Source organism: Streptomyces sp. WAC03905, assembly GCF_057371075.1.
The window spans coordinates 5541704-5557709 of sequence record NZ_JBXYDZ010000003.1 but is presented as its reverse complement, the minus strand read 5'-3'; the positions used below and the strand labels follow the sequence as shown (position 1 = coordinate 5557709).

The 16006-nt window shown below is 74.7% G+C and carries 15 protein-coding genes; 12 read left to right on the top strand and 3 right to left on the bottom strand.

From position 1 onward, the window contains the following. The first annotated feature begins 87 nt into the window (after positions 1 to 87). From AC2RP6_RS27615 to AC2RP6_RS27605, 3 genes are all read left to right on the top strand, one after another. The gene (locus AC2RP6_RS27615) at positions 88 to 522 is read left to right on the top strand and encodes a MarR family transcriptional regulator (protein WP_486450466.1); all 435 of its coding nucleotides are present in this window, start codon (positions 88 to 90) and stop codon (positions 520 to 522) included. Next, positions 519 to 1919 carry a MocR-like pyridoxine biosynthesis transcription factor PdxR gene (gene pdxR, locus AC2RP6_RS27610; protein WP_486448640.1) on the top strand — a complete coding sequence of 467 codons (1401 nt, stop codon included), beginning with the start codon at positions 519 to 521 and terminating at the stop codon, positions 1917 to 1919. The genes AC2RP6_RS27615 and pdxR overlap by 4 nt, the downstream gene beginning before the upstream one ends. Before the next feature lie 134 nt (positions 1920 to 2053). Continuing rightward, positions 2054 to 2584: a hypothetical protein gene (locus tag AC2RP6_RS27605; RefSeq protein WP_486448639.1), complete on the top strand. Its 531-nt coding sequence runs from the start codon at positions 2054 to 2056 to the stop codon at positions 2582 to 2584. A gap of 11 nt (positions 2585 to 2595) precedes the next feature. Here the strand turns inward: AC2RP6_RS27605 and AC2RP6_RS27600 are convergent, their stop codons facing one another. Continuing rightward, positions 2596 to 3537 (bottom strand): Gfo/Idh/MocA family protein, encoded by a 942-nt coding sequence (locus tag AC2RP6_RS27600; RefSeq protein ID WP_486450465.1) that lies wholly within the window; start codon positions 3535 to 3537, stop codon positions 2596 to 2598. Positions 3538 to 3738: 201 nt separating this feature from the next. On the opposite strand from AC2RP6_RS27600, the gene glnII reads away from it, so the two are divergent. Beyond that, the gene (gene glnII / locus AC2RP6_RS27595) at positions 3739 to 4758 is read left to right on the top strand and encodes a glutamine synthetase (RefSeq protein WP_486448638.1); all 1020 of its coding nucleotides are present in this window, start codon (positions 3739 to 3741) and stop codon (positions 4756 to 4758) included. A 520-nt stretch (positions 4759 to 5278) separates the two neighbouring features. Beyond that, positions 5279 to 5848, top strand: a complete 570-nt coding sequence (locus tag AC2RP6_RS27590; RefSeq protein ID WP_486448637.1) for a winged helix-turn-helix domain-containing protein — start codon at positions 5279 to 5281, stop codon at positions 5846 to 5848. A gap of 69 nt (positions 5849 to 5917) precedes the next feature. On the opposite strand, the gene AC2RP6_RS27585 is transcribed toward AC2RP6_RS27590, so the two are convergent. Continuing rightward, positions 5918 to 7375, bottom strand: coding sequence for a PepSY-associated TM helix domain-containing protein (locus tag AC2RP6_RS27585; protein ID WP_486448636.1), 1458 nt, complete (start codon positions 7373 to 7375; stop codon positions 5918 to 5920). 86 nt (positions 7376 to 7461) lie between these two features. After that, complete coding sequence (locus tag AC2RP6_RS27580) at positions 7462 to 8055, bottom strand: hypothetical protein (RefSeq protein WP_486448635.1); 594 nt, start codon at positions 8053 to 8055, stop codon at positions 7462 to 7464. A gap of 185 nt (positions 8056 to 8240) precedes the next feature. Between AC2RP6_RS27580 and AC2RP6_RS27575 the strand changes: the two genes are divergently transcribed. From AC2RP6_RS27575 to AC2RP6_RS27545, 7 genes are all read left to right on the top strand, one after another. Beyond that, the gene (locus AC2RP6_RS27575) at positions 8241 to 8828 is read left to right on the top strand and encodes a rhomboid-like protein (protein ID WP_486448634.1); all 588 of its coding nucleotides are present in this window, start codon (positions 8241 to 8243) and stop codon (positions 8826 to 8828) included. A gap of 33 nt (positions 8829 to 8861) precedes the next feature. Further along, on the top strand, positions 8862 to 9659 hold the full coding sequence (locus AC2RP6_RS27570; RefSeq protein ID WP_486450464.1) for a tyrosine-protein phosphatase: 798 nt from the start codon (positions 8862 to 8864) through the stop codon (positions 9657 to 9659). Between the two features lie 56 nt (positions 9660 to 9715). Then, positions 9716 to 11656, top strand: coding sequence for a hypothetical protein (locus AC2RP6_RS27565; protein ID WP_486448633.1), 1941 nt, complete (start codon positions 9716 to 9718; stop codon positions 11654 to 11656). A gap of 173 nt (positions 11657 to 11829) precedes the next feature. Then, positions 11830 to 13233, top strand: coding sequence for a hypothetical protein (locus AC2RP6_RS27560; protein WP_486448632.1), 1404 nt, complete (start codon positions 11830 to 11832; stop codon positions 13231 to 13233). Between the two features lie 78 nt (positions 13234 to 13311). Further along, positions 13312 to 14208, top strand: a complete 897-nt coding sequence (locus AC2RP6_RS27555) for a metal-dependent hydrolase (RefSeq protein WP_486448631.1) — start codon at positions 13312 to 13314, stop codon at positions 14206 to 14208. Beyond that, a complete protein-coding gene (locus tag AC2RP6_RS27550; RefSeq protein ID WP_486448630.1) occupies positions 14205 to 15260 on the top strand; it encodes a PDR/VanB family oxidoreductase in 1056 nt (351 codons plus the stop codon). The genes AC2RP6_RS27555 and AC2RP6_RS27550 overlap by 4 nt, the downstream gene beginning before the upstream one ends. Positions 15261 to 15283: 23 nt before the next feature. Continuing rightward, complete coding sequence (locus AC2RP6_RS27545) at positions 15284 to 16000, top strand: TetR/AcrR family transcriptional regulator (RefSeq protein ID WP_486448629.1); 717 nt, start codon at positions 15284 to 15286, stop codon at positions 15998 to 16000. The last annotated feature ends 6 nt before the right edge of the window (positions 16001 to 16006 follow it).

Sequence of the window (16006 nt, the reverse complement as noted above, 5' to 3'; positions counted from 1 at the left end):
GAGCCGGACGGCCGCGCACCGGGCGACCGCGCACCGGACGGCCGCGCACCGGACGGCCGCGCACCGGACGGCCGCGAGCCCGACAATCTGCAGCTGGTGCATCTGCTGCGGGCGGTGAGCGTCGACTTCGGCCTGCGCCAGGCGGAGTTCGCGGCCCGCAACGGCATGCACCCCACCGACGTACGGGCCCTGATCTGCCTGCTGGACGCGGACCGCGCGGCCGAGCCGGCCACGGCGGGCCTGCTCGGCGCCCGGCTCGGCCTCAACTCGGCGGGCACGACCGCCGTGATCGACCGGCTGGAGCGGCTCGGCCACGTGGCCCGGGTCCGCGACGACCAGGACCGGCGCCGCATCCTGCTCCGGGTGGAGCCGGGGGCGGTCCGGCTGGGCCGGGAGTTCTTCGGGCCGCTGATCGACGGCGTGCTGGGGGTACTGGACTCCTTCGACCCCGTCGAACGGGCCGTCGTCCGGCGCTTCCTGACGGCCACCCATGCCGTCTTCGTGTCGGAGCCCCACCGGTGACCGCCTCCGCCTCCCCCTCCGGGTCCGACCTGCACCTGGACCTGCCCGCCGAAGGCCCCCGGCGCACCGCCCTCGCCCGGGCCCTGCGCGACGCCGTGCGCAGTGGCCGACTGGCCGGCGGGACACGGCTGCCCCCGTACCGGACCCTGGCCGCCGACCTGGGTCTGGCCCGCAACGCCGTCGCCGACGCCTACGCCGAACTGGTCGCCGAGGGCTGGTTCACAGCCCGGCAGGGCTCCGGCACCCGCGTCGCGGAGGGGGTGGTGCGCCCGCCCGCGCCGGCCGGCGGGACCGGCCCGCCGCCGGCACCGCCCCGGCACGACCTGCTCCAGGGCAAGCCCGACCCCGCCTCCTTCCCGCGGGGGCCCTGGGCCACCAGCGCCCGGCGGGCCCTCGCGGGGGCGCCCACCGAGGCGTTCGGTCCGGGCGACCCGCGGGGCCGTCCCGAGCTGCGGCAGGCCCTGGCCGGTTACCTGTCCCGGACGCGGGGCGTGCGGACCCGCCCCGAGAACATCGTCATCTGCTCCGGCTTCGCCAACGGGCTGCGCCTCCTGGCGTCGCTGCGCCCCCGGGACTGGGCCGTGGAGGCGTACGGACTCCCCTTCCACCACGGCATCCTCGACGCCGCCGGGGTCCGCCCGCACCCCGTCGCGATCGACGCGGACGGCGCCCGGACGGAGGAAATCCCCTCGCGGGCCCGTACGTTGCTGCTGACTCCGGCGCACCAGTTCCCGACCGGGTGCGCCCTGCTGCCCGCCCGGCGGGCCGCCGCCGTGGAATGGGCCCGCACCACCGGCGGCGTGATCGTGGAGGACGACTACGACGGGGAGTTCCGCTACGACCGCAAGCCGGTCGGCGCGGTGCAGGGCCTGGCTCCGGAGCACGTGGTGTACGCGGGTTCGCTCAGCAAGAGCCTCTCCCCCGCCCTCCGCCTGGGCTGGCTGGCCCTCCCGGACCACCTGGTCGGACCGGTGCTGGCGGCGAAGGGGCTGCGGGAGTCCTGGGCGAGCGCCCTGGACCAGCTGGCCCTCGCCGATTTCCTCGACTGCGGGGCGTACGACCGGCACGTGCGGCGGATGCGCCTGCGCTACCGACGCCGCCGCGACCAGCTGGTCTCCGTACTGGCCGCACGGGCCCCGGAGGTCCGGGTCACCGGAATCGCGGCCGGGCTGCACGCCGTGGTGGAACTCCCGCCGGGGCGCGAGGCCCGGGCCCTCGCGGCGGCGGAGGGCGCGGGCCTGGCCCTGGACGGCCTCTCCTCCTACCGGCACCCCACCGACCCGAACCCGCCCCGCGAGGGGCTGGTCGTCGGATACGCCGCTCCCCCGGAGTCGGCCTTCGGCCGGGCCCTGGACGCCCTGGCGGAGGTGGTCCACCGGGCGGCGACGGACCGATGAAGGGCGGCGGATGACGCGTCCGGCCGCCGGGACTCGCGGCGGCCGGACGGGACCTTCTTCATCTCGGCCCCACGGGTTCCTCTCGTAGGGTGGCCGGAGCACCGAAGAGGACATATCGCACCAAAGGACCCGACGTGACCGCACAACAGCCGCAGGAAGAGACCCGGACCGCGCCCCCGCCCCACCGGCACACCGACTGGATGTTCGGCGGGGTCTACGGAACCGTCCTGGCCAGCGCCCTGATGGCCGCGCTGCACCAGGAGGGGGAAGACTTCACGCCCTTCTACGACGCCAGCTGGGTGCTGGTGACGGCGGCCACGGCCGGGCTCGCGCACGGCTACTCGCACCACATGGCCTCCGCCGCGCACCAGGAGGGCTTCGGGGCACGCAGGTGGCGGCTCCTGGCCGGGGCCCTGTGGAGCGAGTGGCCCCTGGTCGTGGCCACCCTCCCCACCGTCCTGCTGCTGACCGCCGCGGGGCTCGGCGGCTGGGACGCCTACGACGTGACGGCCGGCGGGCTCGGCCTGAACACCGCCCTGCTCTTCGGCTGGGGCGCACTCGTGGCCCTGCGCGTGGGCCACCGGCTGACCCGGGCGCTGCTCATCGGCCTGGCCGACGCCGCCATCGGCCTCGCCATCATCGTCGCCAACGCCCTCATCAAATAGCCGTCGCGCCCCTACGCCGGGAGCTGGGCCTCCGCCTGCGCGAGGATCTCCGTCAGCCGCGCGCCGAACTCCGCGCCGCGCGGGTCCGGTACGCCCGTCCGGGCCGCCGTGAGCAGCGCGTCGAGGGCCCGTCCGTAGGCGCCGGGTACGTCGCTCCAGCCGGGCAGTTCGTGCACGCCCTCGGTGCCGCGCACCTCCAGCCCCACTCCGGCGGCCGCGCGCGGCGCGCCCAGGCTGAGCACGGCGGTGCTGGCCGCACCGGAGGCGTGCCGCAGCGCCAGCTGGACGACGTCGGACGGGCCGCGGGTGGCGCTGACGGCGGTGACGTCGCCGAGGATCGGGATCAGGACGGACAGGGCGTGCGGTCCGACGTCCCACAGGCCGCCCTTGGCCTTGCGCCAGGGCGAGTCGGCGTAGGCGCTGGGCGTGCCGTCGGGCGGGAAGACGGCTCCGAGCCAGTGCGCGGCCGCGGTGAACCAGCCGGTGCGGGCGGCCTGCTCGGCGACCCAGCCCGCGGTGGGCTCGGCGAAGCGCAGGGTGAGGAAGACGACGGAGGCGACCCCGTGCCGGGCGACCGCGTCGGCGACGGCCCGGGCGTCCTGCGGGATCGTCGCGACGGGCTTGTCGAGCAGCAGGTGGCATCCGGCGGCGGCCGCGCGCACGGCGAGCGGGGCCTGGACGTCGGGCGGGAGGGCGAAGGCGACGACGTCGCAGTCGGCGAACAGCGCGTCGGGGTCGTCGTACACCTTCACGCCGTACTCGTCCGCCAGCTCCGCGGCGGCTTCGGGCCGGCGGCCCCACACACCGGCGAACTCGGAGTCGGCGTGGGCGGCGAGGGCGGGGGCGTGGGTGCGGTGCGCCCAGGGGCCGGTGCCCAGCAGTCCGACCCGGGGGCGCGGGCCTGCGGGGGTCGGACCGGCGGCGGTCGCGGCGGGGCTCAAATCAGACGAAATGCTCACGCGGCCAGTGTGCCCCACCCGGACGGGTGCTCGACCGCCAACCCGCACACGTAGCCCGACCAGAGGCGTAAACCTCGGTAACACGAGGTTCACACACGGGCAACGGATGAGAAATCGCGGGCGGGCACGCTGCGGTCAACACCGCGGCGATGAAGCAGCGTCCAGCAGCACCCGCAGAGTCTGAGGATGGGGCCCGTGAGCTACAAGGCTGAATACATCTGGATCGACGGCACCGAGCCGACGGCGAAGCTTCGCTCCAAGACGAAGATCCTGGCCGACGGCGCCGAGCTGCCGATCTGGGGCTTCGACGGATCGAGCACCAACCAGGCCGAGGGGCACGCGTCCGACCGGGTCCTGCAGCCGGTGTTCTCCTGCCCGGACCCGATCCGCGGCGGTGACGACGTCCTGGTGCTGTGCGAGGTCCTGAACATCGACATGACCCCGCACGAGTCGAACGCCCGCGCGCTGCTGCGTCCGGTCGCCGAGAAGTTCGCCGGCCAGGAGCCGATCTTCGGCATCGAGCAGGAGTACACGTTCTTCGACGGCGCCCGTCCGCTGGGCTTCCCGGTGGGCGGCTTCCCGGCCGCGCAGGGCGGCTACTACTGCGGTGTCGGCGCGGACGAGATCTTCGGCCGCGAGATCGTCGAGAAGCACCTGGACCACTGTCTCGCCGCGGGCCTGAGCATCTCCGGCATCAACGCCGAGGTCATGCCGGGCCAGTGGGAGTTCCAGGTCGGCCCGGTGGGCCCGCTGGAGGTCTCCGACCAGCTGTGGATCGCGCGCTGGCTGCTCTACCGCACCGCCGAGGACTTCAACGTCTCCGCGACGCTGAACCCGAAGCCGGTGAAGGGCGACTGGAACGGCGCGGGTGCGCACACCAACTTCTCCACGAAGTCGATGCGCGAGGACTACCGCGCGATCATCTCGGCGTGCGAGGCGCTGGGCGAGGGCAGCAAGCCGCTCGACCACGTCAAGAACTACGGCGCCGGCATCGACGAGCGCCTGACGGGTCTGCACGAGACCGCTCCCTGGAACGAGTTCAGCTACGGCGTCTCGGACCGCGGCGCCTCCGTCCGCATCCCGTGGCAGGTGGAGAAGGACGGCAAGGGATACATCGAGGACCGCCGCCCGAACGCGAACGTGGACCCGTACGTGGTGACCCGCCTGATCACGGACACCTGCTGCACCGGCCTGGAGAAGGACGGCCTGGCCTGAGGCCCCGCCCCCACGTCCCGCCGAACCCACGTCCCCCGAACCCCCCCGTCCCCCGAACCCACCGCCCGCCGAGCCCCCCGGGGCCCGGCGGGCGCCGTCAGTACCGGGCGGCACGGCGGAACCGGGCCGCGGCGGCCGGGAGGGTGACGGGACTGGACTGGCGGAGGCGACTGGGGCGTTGGGGGATTGTCCTGGTTTGCCGGGCCGATCGGCCGTATCGTGAGACAGTGGTCCGTGATGCGAGACGCGGCCTGCCCGGGAGGCGGCGCTTCTGCTTGAATGGGGCCATGGCCAGCCATCCGCACACCTCGTCAGGTCGCAGCGACCTCGAGCCGTTCTGGCCGTCCCGTCAGGACCACGACTTCGATCGTGAGTGTTGCCGCGCGAAGAACGCGCCGGCCCTCTAAAGCCTCCGGGACCTCTCCTCCGGTTTCTCCGAGGCCTTCGGTCTGCGCGGTACGACATCGACGACGCACGTACGTCTCCTGCCGACCACTCCGCGTGAAAGAGCTGACCACTCATGGCGAACACCCGCTCCCTGACCTCCGCTGCGACCGCCACCGCCCCGGCCTATCCGCCCAGTCCCCGCCACCGGCTGCGTGCCGTGGACCGGGACGAGGTGGCCCGGGTCGCGGATTTCCTTCCGCCCGGTGCCACCTGGCTGCCCGCTCCCCAGCACACCCTCCCGGCACTGCCGGGCCAGCCGCCGATGGTCGGCTACCTGGTCCTCGTCCCCGCCGACCAGCAGCCGCCGATCGCCTTCGCGCCGCAGGCCGTCCCCGGTCCGGCGGGGGCGTCCGCCGCGGACGACGCCCTGATCCGGATCGACGCGGCGCAGCGCACCGCCGAGGTCGACGGCCGCGTACTGGACCTGACGTACCTGGAGTTCGAGCTGCTGGCCCACCTCGTGCAGCACCCGCACCGGGTGCACAGCCGGGACCAGCTGGTCACCACCGTGTGGGGCTACGGCCACGTGGGCGACGGCCGGACCGTGGACGTCCACATCGCCCGGCTGCGGCGCAAGCTGGGCGGGTCCCACCGCGGCGCCATCCAGACGGTGCGCCGGGTGGGCTACAAGTACGCCCCCTGACCGGACCCGTGAACGACGGTGGGCCCGTACCCCGAGGGGTACGGGCCCACCGCGTTCAGCGCCTCGGCGCTACGCGGCCGCGGCCGCGGATCCGGCCCGGCGGCGTGCCAGGAGGCCGAGCAGCAGGTCCACCGCCAGGAAGGCGGCCAGGCTGATCCCGAGCAGCGGGACGAACCAGCCCACGAGCGCGGTCACGGCAGCCAGCGGGAGCAGCACGGTCACGGGCAGCCTGCGCCAGGCGCCGCGCGGCTGGGCCCGGCCCACCGACAGCGTGCGGTCCTTCGTCGGCCGGCGCAGCCACCACATGCGGTAGCCCCAGAAGATGAGCAGCATCAGGCCGACGGCCAGCGCGGCGAGCACGATCTGGTTGACGATCCCGAAGGTCTGGCCCATGTGCAGGTCGATGCCGAAGCGGGTCATCTTGGCGAGGAGCGGATAGTCGGCGAAGCGCAGTTCGTCCATGACGCGGGCGTCGGCCGGGTCGACGGCGACGGTGTCGAAGTGCACCGGCACCTGCTTGTCCTGCTCCTTGATCACGTACCCCTTGCCCTCGGCGGGCAGGGTCACGCGGATCTCCTCGCTGACGCCGGCGTCGCGGGCGGCGGCCACGGCCCGGTCGATGCCGACGTCCGCGGTGGGTGCGGGCGGGGGCGGCGTCTCCGCGCCGTCGGGCATGTGGTGGCCCGCGTGCTCGTCGGCTCCGCCGGCCCCCTCGCCCGGGTTCAGCTTGGCGGAGACGGCGGGGGTGGCCCCGCCGAGGCTGTCCTGGAGCTGCCCGATGTTCTCACCGGCGTACTTCGACCAGGTCAGGCCGGTGACGGAGAGCACGACGAGTCCGGCGACCGACCAGAGGCCGACGACCCCGTGCCAGGACAGGGTCCGGCGGCGCCCGGTGGCCCCGCGGTCGGGGAGGACGAGCTGCGCCCTGCGCTTGCGGCGGCGGCCGATCCACAGGGCGAGGCCGCCGAGCGCGACCACCCACATCCAACTGGCGGCCATCTCGCTGTAGTTGCGGCCGAACTCCCCGAGCTGGAGGTTGGAGTGGAACGTGCTCAGCCAGGCCCGCAGCGGCAGCGCGTCGCCGACGGTGGTGAGCTGCCCGCGCACCTCGGCGGTGTACGGGTCGACGAAGACGGTGAGGGTCTCGCCCTCGGCGAGACCCGAACTCTCCATGATCACCCGGGTGGTGGCCTCGGGGTCGGGGCCGGGCCACACGGACACGACCTCGCCCTGCGGTGCGGCGCCCTTGGCGGCCTCGACCTGGGCGCTGAGCGGGAGGGCGCCGTCGCCGACGCGGGCGACGGTCAGCTCGTCGGAGTAGACGATCTTCTCGGCCTGCCAGGAGGCGGCGTAGAGCAGGCCGGTGGCGGCGGCGAGGAACAGCAGCGGGGCGATGAGCAGGCCCGCGTAGAAGTGCATGCGCAGGAGCAGGGGGCGTACGGCCGCCCAGGTGCCGGCGCGGCTCGTGGAGGGGGCGGGCGGGTCGGAGTCCGGGGTGCGGACGTCCTGAACCTCGTCAAGGGACATGGTGGTCCTCGGGGTCGGTGAAGGCATGGGGACTGCGGCCCCGGGCTTCGCCTCCCCCGCACGGGCGCGCCGTGGAGGTGCGCCGGTCAGGCGCGGGCAGGACGGCCGGGGGCCGTGGGACGGTGTGCGCTGCCGCCCCGGGGCGGCCCGCGGCGCACCACGGCGTGGGCGTGGACCGCTCCGCGCAGCCGGCCCGGCCGCCGGTCCGGATACAGGACGGGGAAGGCGGACGGGGCCGGTGGGGCCGCCGCCCGGGCCCGCACGAGGTCGAGGGCGCGGGCGAGCGGCCGGGCGGCGTGGAGGGCGGCGGCGCCCAGGACGCGGGCCAGCCGGAAGACGGCGGCCTCCCCCCGGGCGAGCCAGGCGGCGCAGAGCAGCCCGGCGAGCACGTGCGCGGCGATCATCCCGGCGCCGCCGTGACCGGCCATGTCTGCCATGTCGGCCATGCCCGCCACGTCCGCGGTGCCCGCCGCGGCCGCCGTGCCCGCGTCGGCCGCGGACGCGTGGTGGTGGTGCTGGACCGCGTCGGACCCGGTGGCGGCGCCGGCCGTCTGGCTGCCGGAGAAGACCAGGTGCAGCACGCCCTGTACGGACAGCACGGCCACGGTGATCCCCACGGCTCCCCGGCGTCGTCCGGCGGCGAGCCAGGCGAGCCCGAAGGTCGCCGCGAAAGCACCCATAAGGCCAGGGAGGGGACATCGGTCCCGGACATGTAGGAATGCCCCACCGCGCCCAGCGCGACGCACATCGCCGCGAACATCGCGGCTCGGGTGGCGCGCAGTGGCGCGAAGGATTCGAACATGGCCGGGACATGTTCGCACGGGGCCCCTTGGCTTCCGCCAGTGGCTTATCCGATCATGAGCATGTGAATCCAATTCCATGGGGCGCGGTGTACGCCGGCGGGGTCCAGCTCGGGGCGTACGCGCTGGAGCGCACCGGACCGGCCGACCGGGAGCGACTGCTCCGGGGCTGCTCGACGAACGTCGACAACCTCGCCTCCGGGCGCTGGGAGACGCTGCTGAGCAGCGCCCTCGTCGTCGAAGAGCCGATGCCCCTGCCGTACGCGCTGCTGCTGGTGGCGGTACTGGGCTACGCGGAATACGCGTACGGGGCCTGGTGGACGGCGGCGGTGTTCCTGTTCGGGCACGCCTCGGCGACCCTCCTGGTGTACGGGGCGCTGCGCAGGAGCACCGACGCCGCGACCCGGCGCGCCCTGGACGTGGGCACGAGCTACGGGTTCAACGCCGTCCTCGGCGCGCTGACCTCCGCCCTGCCCCGCGGGGCCGTGCGCACCGCCGCACGGGCCGGACTGCTGGCGCTCGCCGCCGCGCCGGTCCTGAAACGGGGCCGGACCTTCACGGACGCGGGGCACTTCGCGGCGCTCGGGATCGGCATAGGGGTCTCGCTGGCCCTCGATTACCGCCTCCGGGCAAACCGTCTGAAAATAGCCTGAATCATCTGAATGAACACCGCTGGAGCCGCCACGATGACCGCCACCCCGTCCACCACCGTCGCCAACCTGCGCGACCTCGGCGGCACCCCGCTCTCCGGCGGCCGCACGGTCCGCCCCGGGCTGGTCCTGCGCTCCGGGCAGCTCGACCGGCTCGACCTCGACGCCGACCCGGTGGTGGCGGCGCTGGGCGTGCGCACCGTCATCGACTTCCGCACCGACGCCGAGCGCGCCGACCATCCCGACCGCGTACCGGCCGGGGCCCGGCTCCTGATCGGCGACGTCCTCGCGGACAAGCTGCGTACGGCCGGGAAGAAGCCCGCCGCCGCGCAGCTCAAGGACCTGCTCTCCGACCCGGTGGTGGCCGAGGAGCACCTGGGCGGCGGCAAGGCGCAGGCCCTCTTCGCCGACACCTACCGGTCCTTCGTGCACTCCGGCTCCGCGCAGGCCGCCTACCGCATGCTGCTCACCGAGGCCGCCGACCCGGAGGCGGGGCCGCTGCTGTTCCACTGCACGGCCGGCAAGGACCGCACCGGCTGGGGTGCGACGGTCATCCTGTCGCTGCTCGGCGCGGACGACGACACCCTGATGGCGGAATACCTCTCGGTGAACCCGGCGGTCAAGCAGGCCTTCGCCCCGATGATCGAGGGCTTCACGGCGGCCGGCGGCAACCCGGACATCGCACTGGCGCTGATCGGGGTCTTCCCCTCTTACCTGGAGGCCGCCCTCGACGAGGTCGAGACGCGGTACGGCTCCATGGAGAAGTACGTGCGCGAGGGGCTCGGCGTCCCGGACGGGACGGTCGAGGCGCTCCGCGCCCACCTGGTGGGCTGATCCGCGCCGCGGGCGGGAGGGGGTGACCATCCGACGATTCGCTCGTTCTGCTGAACGTGACTGCGCCGGATACCGCCACCCGCCCCCTGCCCCCCGTGGCTCCCGTGCCGCCGGACGTCGAGCAGGCCGAGGCCGCCATCGTCGAGCACTACCCGCGGCTGGTGCGGCTGGCCTATCTGGTGCTGCCCCCCACTCTCGGCCGGAACCGGCGGGTGCTCACCGCGCACTCGCTCGTCCAGCGGGCGCTGCCGCGCGGGCGGCGGGACGCGGCGGCCGGCGCCGCCGCCGTGCAGGGCGGGGTGCCGGGGCAACGCGGCGGCCCGGAGGACTCCGGTTACGCGTACGTCCGGCTGCGGGTGCTCCGCGCGGCCCTGGAGGCGGGGCTCCCGCTGACGTTCCGGGCGCTGCCCCGGCGGGCGCAGCTGCCGCCGGCGCTGCCCCAGGTGTGGGGGCTGCGGCTGTTCCCGCGCTCGGGCGGGGCCGAGGAGCTGGCCCTCGACCAGTGGCTGGCCACCCTCGACGGTCCCGGCCGGGCCGCCTGCGTCCTGCGGGCCCTGGAGCGGCTGCCCGAGCCGGAGGTGCTGCGGGTGCTCGACCAGGCCGGCGTGCCGGACCCGGCCGCCGCGGCCCGGGAGTCGGGGGACCCGGCGAACGACGCGCTGTTCGCCTCACCCGAGTTCGATCCGTGCGTGCTCCAGGCCCGGCCCACCGACCTGCTGCGGCGCCGCCGGCTGACGCGGGCCGCCCTCGCCGCCGCGGCCGCGCTCGCCGTGTGCGGGGCGCTGCTCGCGCTGCCCGGCGGGGGCTGGGGCGCGGACGGGGCCGCCGCCCCGCCGTACGCGCGCAACGCCGCTGCCGAACTGGCCCTGGATCCGGGGAAGCTGGTCCGGGCGGCGCCCGCGCTCTGGCACACCTCCTCCCGTACGGACTTCTCCACCTGGCCGGCCCGCGGGGACCGCACGGACGACACGGCGCTGCTGCGCCGGGCGCTGGCCGTCTGGGCGCGGCCCGGCTCCTCCGTGGTCGTCTCCGCCACCCCGGGGACCCCGTCGGGGCCGCCGATGGGGCCGGCGCAGCTGCTGTTCGCCGGGGTCGTGGACCAGGCCGTCGTGGTCCTGCTGCACGACGGCCTGCGCGTGGTCCGCTACGCCGAACCGCGCTCCGGATCCGCCGGCGCGGCCCTGGACTTCGCCCGGACCGACGGCGCCTCCGCGGACACCGCGACCGCGCTGGTCGTGAGCCGCGTCGACGGCAACGTCCGCTACCTGACCGCCCCCTGGGTGACGGGCGTGGCCCTGCGGGACCTGCTCAAGCCGGGTGGTCCCGCGCCCGCGCTGAAGCCGACCCAGGACGGCGTGACCCCGCCGGTCCCGGGCCCGGCGCCGACGGGTGACTGCACGAGCTGGAACGCCCTGTCCCTGACCGGCGACGGAGCCACCCGTCTGATCACCGACCTGGGTGAGCTGACCCCGGCCCGGCTCACCTCGGGGGCGCCCGGGGCCGAGCGGAACGTGACGGAGGCCGCGGAGCTGGCGGACTGGTCGAGGATCGCCTGCCTGCTGCCGTCGGTCCGCTCGCACGGGGTCCGCACGGTCAACGCCTGGACGTACGCCAAGCAGCCGCTGCCGGAGGGCGACGGGACGGCCACCTGGCTCTGCACCCGGGCCGAGACATGGCAGGGTGCGGCGGATCGTGTGCAGGCCCAGTTCCTGGCGCCGGGCTCGGCCGCGGCGGCGCAGGCCGCGGCCGCGGAAGGGGCCGCGGCCTGCGGGCCCCGGGAGCCGCGGGTGCTGGCGGGCGTGCTGTGGAAGTCGCGGGCGGGTCAGTGGTACGTCCTGGCGGCGGGCAGCGCGCAGTTCGCCTCGCTGTCGGTGTCGGGCGGCGGGGTGAACGGCTCGGCGAACGGCAACCGGCTGGCGGTCAAGGCACCGGCCGGAGCGCAGGTCGACCTGTCGGGCAGGCTCACGGACGGGACGAAGGCGGGCGTGCTGCGCTGACGACGGGGACGGGGCAGGTCGGCCACGAAGTCGGGTGAAGATTCAACGACCAAGCGGCCGAGGGGAGTTGGCGGGATCCGGGCATGACGGCCACTGCGCACACGTGGCATGATCGGATTCCGGTTACCGCTCGGTAATCCCCCACACCCCTGCCCCTTTTGAAGGTCCACCACGTGCGCACGCTTGCCCGCAGCCTCCTCCTCCCCGGTCTGACCGCCCTCGCGCTCACCGCCACCGGCTGCGCATCGACATCCCACGACGGCGCCGCCGAACCGGCCGCGCCCGCCCCCCTCACCCCGTCCGCCGACGGCACGTCGCAGCAGCTGGACGTGGCCGCGGCGCCCCAGGGCGAGCCCACGCCCGCGGCCGTGGCCCGCGGCGGCTCCAAGGGCAGGACGGAGAAGTCCACGCTGAAGGTCGCCTCGTACGACGCGGCCAGCGGCCGGGCCGTCATAGCCAAGGCCCCGCCGAAGGGGCCCTCCGCAGGACCCTCGAAGGACGCGTCGCCCGAGGCCGAGAAGCCCGTGGCGGCGGGTGACGTGATCGCCAGCGCCCCGGCGCCCGGCGCCCCCGACGGCCTGCTCGCCAAAGTCACCGAGGTCGTCGGCAAGACCGACCGCGGCACCGAGGTCAAGACCGCCTCGACGACCCTGGCCGCCGTCCTCAACGACGACAAGGCCGACGGCAAGGTCCCCGTCGACCCGTCGACGGTCGTCGTCGAACCCCTGATGAAGGGTGTCACCTTCTCCTGGGCCAAGAGCGAGGGCCTGAAGTTCGGTCCCGAGGGCGCCAAGCTGCCGCTCGGGAACCTGCGGCTCGACGTGAACGCCGCCGTCGACACCGCCCCGGACGCCCCGGCCTCGGCCGGGGCCTCGGTCTCCGGCTTCGTCCAGCTCGCCCCGCAGGTCGAGTTCTCCTACGACGGCGCCCGGGGCGGCGGCTCCGGCCCGCGCGGCGCGTTCCTCGGGATGAGCGGCGACTGGTCCTCGCAGTGGAAGCTCCAGGGCCGGGCCGCGGCGAGCACGGGAGCGCCCAAGCGGATCCCCTTCGCCAAGCTGCACAGCTCGCCGGTCATCCAGGTCGGCCCGGTGCCGGTCGTCGTCAACCTCGGCCTGACCTGCTACATCCAGGTGGAGGCCGACGGCAAGGTCACCCTCGACGTCCAGCAGGACGTCAAGGGCGACTTCAAGGTCGGCGGCAGCTACGCCTTCGGCAAGGGCTGGACCCCGGTCAGCTCCTCGAACGTGCAGAGCACGCCGGTCCGGGCGACCGTCACCGCCGCCGGGAAGGTCAAGGGCGCGCTCGGCGCCGAGGCGTCCGTCGGCCTCTACGGCGCCGTCGGCGTCACCGGCGACTTCGCGCCCTACCTGCGCGGCGAGGCCGACGTCAAGGCGACCGCGTCCAGCGACGGCAAGGCCTCCGTCAACGGGGCCTGGGCACTGTACGGCGGGTTCGACCTGAGCGGGAACCTCCAGCTCCAGCTCTCCCTCTTCGGCACGCCCGCCTTCGAGCGGAAGATCCCGCTCGGCTCGCTGAACCGCGAGTGGGCCCTGGCGAGCGGCAGCACCGGACGCTGACCGCCCCGGACGGCGGCGGGCGCGAGAAGTCGGCGCAGGGGTCTTCTCACTCCCTGTACCCATCAGTACATTGACGCCATGTCTAATACGCCGCTCGCGCCCGCCCCCGTGGCGTCGGAACACGTGGACCTCAGGCCCCGGAACGTGTCCTTCGGCTGGGAGGACACCCCGCTGCACTGGCTGCCCGGCGAGCCCTTCGCCGGGCACATGATCAACGTGCTGCACCTGCTGCTGCCCGCCGGCGAGCGGTGGTTCGTGCACGTCTACAAGCAGGCGCTCCCCCACATCGAGGACGAGCGGCTGCGGGAGGACGTCGTCGGCTTCATAGGCCAGGAGGCCATGCACGCCGCCGCCCACGACGACGTCCTCCCGCACCTCAAGCGGCTCGGCCTCGACCCGACGCCCTACACCGCCCAGGTGGACTGGCTGTTCGAGAAGCTGCTCGGCGACCGGACCCTGCCGCCGGGCCGCGCCCGGCACTGGTGGCTGATGGAGCGGATCGCGATGATCGCGGCGATCGAGCACTACACGGCGTTCCTCGGCGACTGGGTGCTCAACGCCGACGCCCTCGACCGGCGCGGCGCCGACCCCACCATGCTGGACCTGCTGCGCTGGCACGGCGCGGAGGAGGTCGAGCACCGCTCGGTGGCCTTCGACCTCTTCATGCACGTCGACGGCGGCTACCGGCGCCGGGCCCGGACCTGGGCGACGGCCTTCTCCGCCCTGGTCTTCCTGTGGCAGCGCGGCGTCCGCTTCTTCATGGAGAACGACCCCCACCTCACCGACGGCAAGGCCTCCTTCGGGCAGTTCCTCCAGGCCGGCCGGCAGGGGGTGCTCCCCTCGGCGGGCTCCATGCTGCAGTCCATCCCGAAGTACCTCTCCCGCACGTACCACCCCTCCCAGGAGGGCTCCACCGCCCAGGCGGTGGCCTACCTGGCCTCCTCCCCCGGCGCGAACGGCGGGGTGCGGGCATGAGGCGCGCGCTCGCCGTGACGGTGGGAGCGGCGGTCGCGGGCGCGGCCTGGGCGGCCCGGCGGTCCCTGAACCGCCGCATCGGCGACTCCCCGCTGTGGCCCCTGCCCGCCCTGGAGGTGCCGGTCTCGGGCCACTCGCCGCGCCGCGCGCTGCGCGCCCTGATCGTCTCCCGCACCCAGCCGGCGCAGAACGTACTGGAACTGGCCCTGGAATCACCGGAGCTGCCCGCGTGGACGCCGGGCGCGCACGTCGACGTCACCCTTCCCTCGGGGCTGGTCCGGCAGTACTCGCTGTGCGGCGACCCGGCGGACGAGGGCCGCTACCGGATCGCCATCCGGCTGGTCGAGGACGGCCGGGGCGGCTCCCGCGAGGCGCACGCCCAGCTCGTCGAGGGGGCCGAGCTGGAACTGCGGCCCCCGCGCAACCGCTTCGAGCTGCTCCCGGCGCCGTCGTACGCGTTCGTCGCGGGCGGCATCGGCATCACCCCGATCCTGCCGATGCTGCGCGCCGCCACCGCGGCGGGCGCCGACTGGACCCTCGTGTACGGCGGCCGCTCCCTCGACTCGATGCCCTTCCTGGACGACCTCGCGGCCTACGGTGACCGCGTCACCGTCCATCCCGAGGACGAGGTCGGCCTCCCCGACCTCACCCCGCTGGCGCGGACCGCGCCCGGCACCCTGGTCTACTGCTGCGGCCCCGAACCCCTGATGGCGGCCGTCACCGCGGCGGTCCGGGACCCGGCGGCCGTGCACCTGGAGCGGTTCGCCCCGTCCGCGGCGCCCGGACCGGCGCGGGCCTTCACGGTCGAACTGCGCCGCTCGGGACGGGTCGTCGAGGTCGGCGCGCAGGAGAGCACGCTCGCCGCGGTGCGCCGCGAGCTGCCGGACACCCCGTACTCGTGCGAGCAGGGTTTCTGCGGGACCTGCCAACACCGGGTCCTCGCGGGCGAGGTGGACCACCGCGACGACCTGCTCACCGACCAGGAGCGCGGGGAGTCGATGCTGCTGTGCGTCTCGCGGGCGAAGGGGGACCGCCTCGCCCTGGACCTGTGAAGGCTCCCCAGTAGGGTGTCCGCATGACGACCGGAGTGCGGCGCAGGATGGGTGTCGAGGAGCGGCGGCAGCAGCTGATCGGGGTTGCCCTGGAGCTGTTCAGCCACCGCTCGCCCGACGATGTGTCGATCGACGAGATCGCGGCGGCCGCGGGGATATCCCGGCCGCTGGTCTACCACTACTTCCCCGGCAAGCTCAGCCTGTACGAGGCGGCGCTGCGGCGGGCCGCCGACGAGCTGGCGCAGCGGTTCGTGGAGCCGCGGGAGGGGCCGCTCGGGGCGCGCCTGCTGCGGGTCATGGGGCGGTTCTTCGCGTTCGTCGAGGACCACGGGCCCGGTTTCTCGGCCCTGATGCGCGGCGGTCCCGCGGCCGGCAGCAGCCGGGCCAACGCGATGATCGACGAGGTCCGGCAGGCGGCGTACGAGCAGATCCTCACGCACCTGGGGATCGGGCCGGACGAGGTGCCGGCCCGGCTCGAACTCGTGGTGCGCTCCTGGGTGTCGCTCGCCGAGTCCACCGCGCTGATCTGGCTGGACGGGCGCCGGATCCCGCGGGGTGAGCTGGAGCTGCAGCTGGTGCACGACTTCGCGGCGCTGGCCGCGGTGAGCGCCGCGTACGACGCGGAGATGGCCGGGGTCCTCGTACGGATCCTGGCGGACGAGCCGGCCGACGGGCCGTTCGGGGAACTGGTGGGGCGACTGGTGGGGCTCGTGCCGGGCGGCGCCGCTCCGGCGGTGTGACCGGGC

Bases quoted from the DNA above. Each gene is read 5' to 3' on its own strand.
- AC2RP6_RS27585 (WP_486448636.1), bottom strand. From the start codon at position 7,375: ATGTCCCTTGACGAGGTTCAGGACGTCCGCACCCCGGACTCCGACCCG.
- AC2RP6_RS27570 (WP_486450464.1), top strand. From the start codon at position 8,862: ATGACCGCCACCCCGTCCACCACCGTCGCCAACCTGCGCGACCTCGGC.
- AC2RP6_RS27555 (WP_486448631.1), top strand. From the start codon at position 13,312: ATGTCTAATACGCCGCTCGCGCCCGCCCCCGTGGCGTCGGAACACGTG.
- AC2RP6_RS27580 (WP_486448635.1), bottom strand. From the start codon at position 8,055: ATGGGTGCTTTCGCGGCGACCTTCGGGCTCGCCTGGCTCGCCGCCGGA.
- AC2RP6_RS27590 (WP_486448637.1), top strand. From the start codon at position 5,279: ATGGCGAACACCCGCTCCCTGACCTCCGCTGCGACCGCCACCGCCCCG.
- AC2RP6_RS27550 (WP_486448630.1), top strand. From the start codon at position 14,205: ATGAGGCGCGCGCTCGCCGTGACGGTGGGAGCGGCGGTCGCGGGCGCG.
- AC2RP6_RS27545 (WP_486448629.1), top strand. From the start codon at position 15,284: ATGACGACCGGAGTGCGGCGCAGGATGGGTGTCGAGGAGCGGCGGCAG.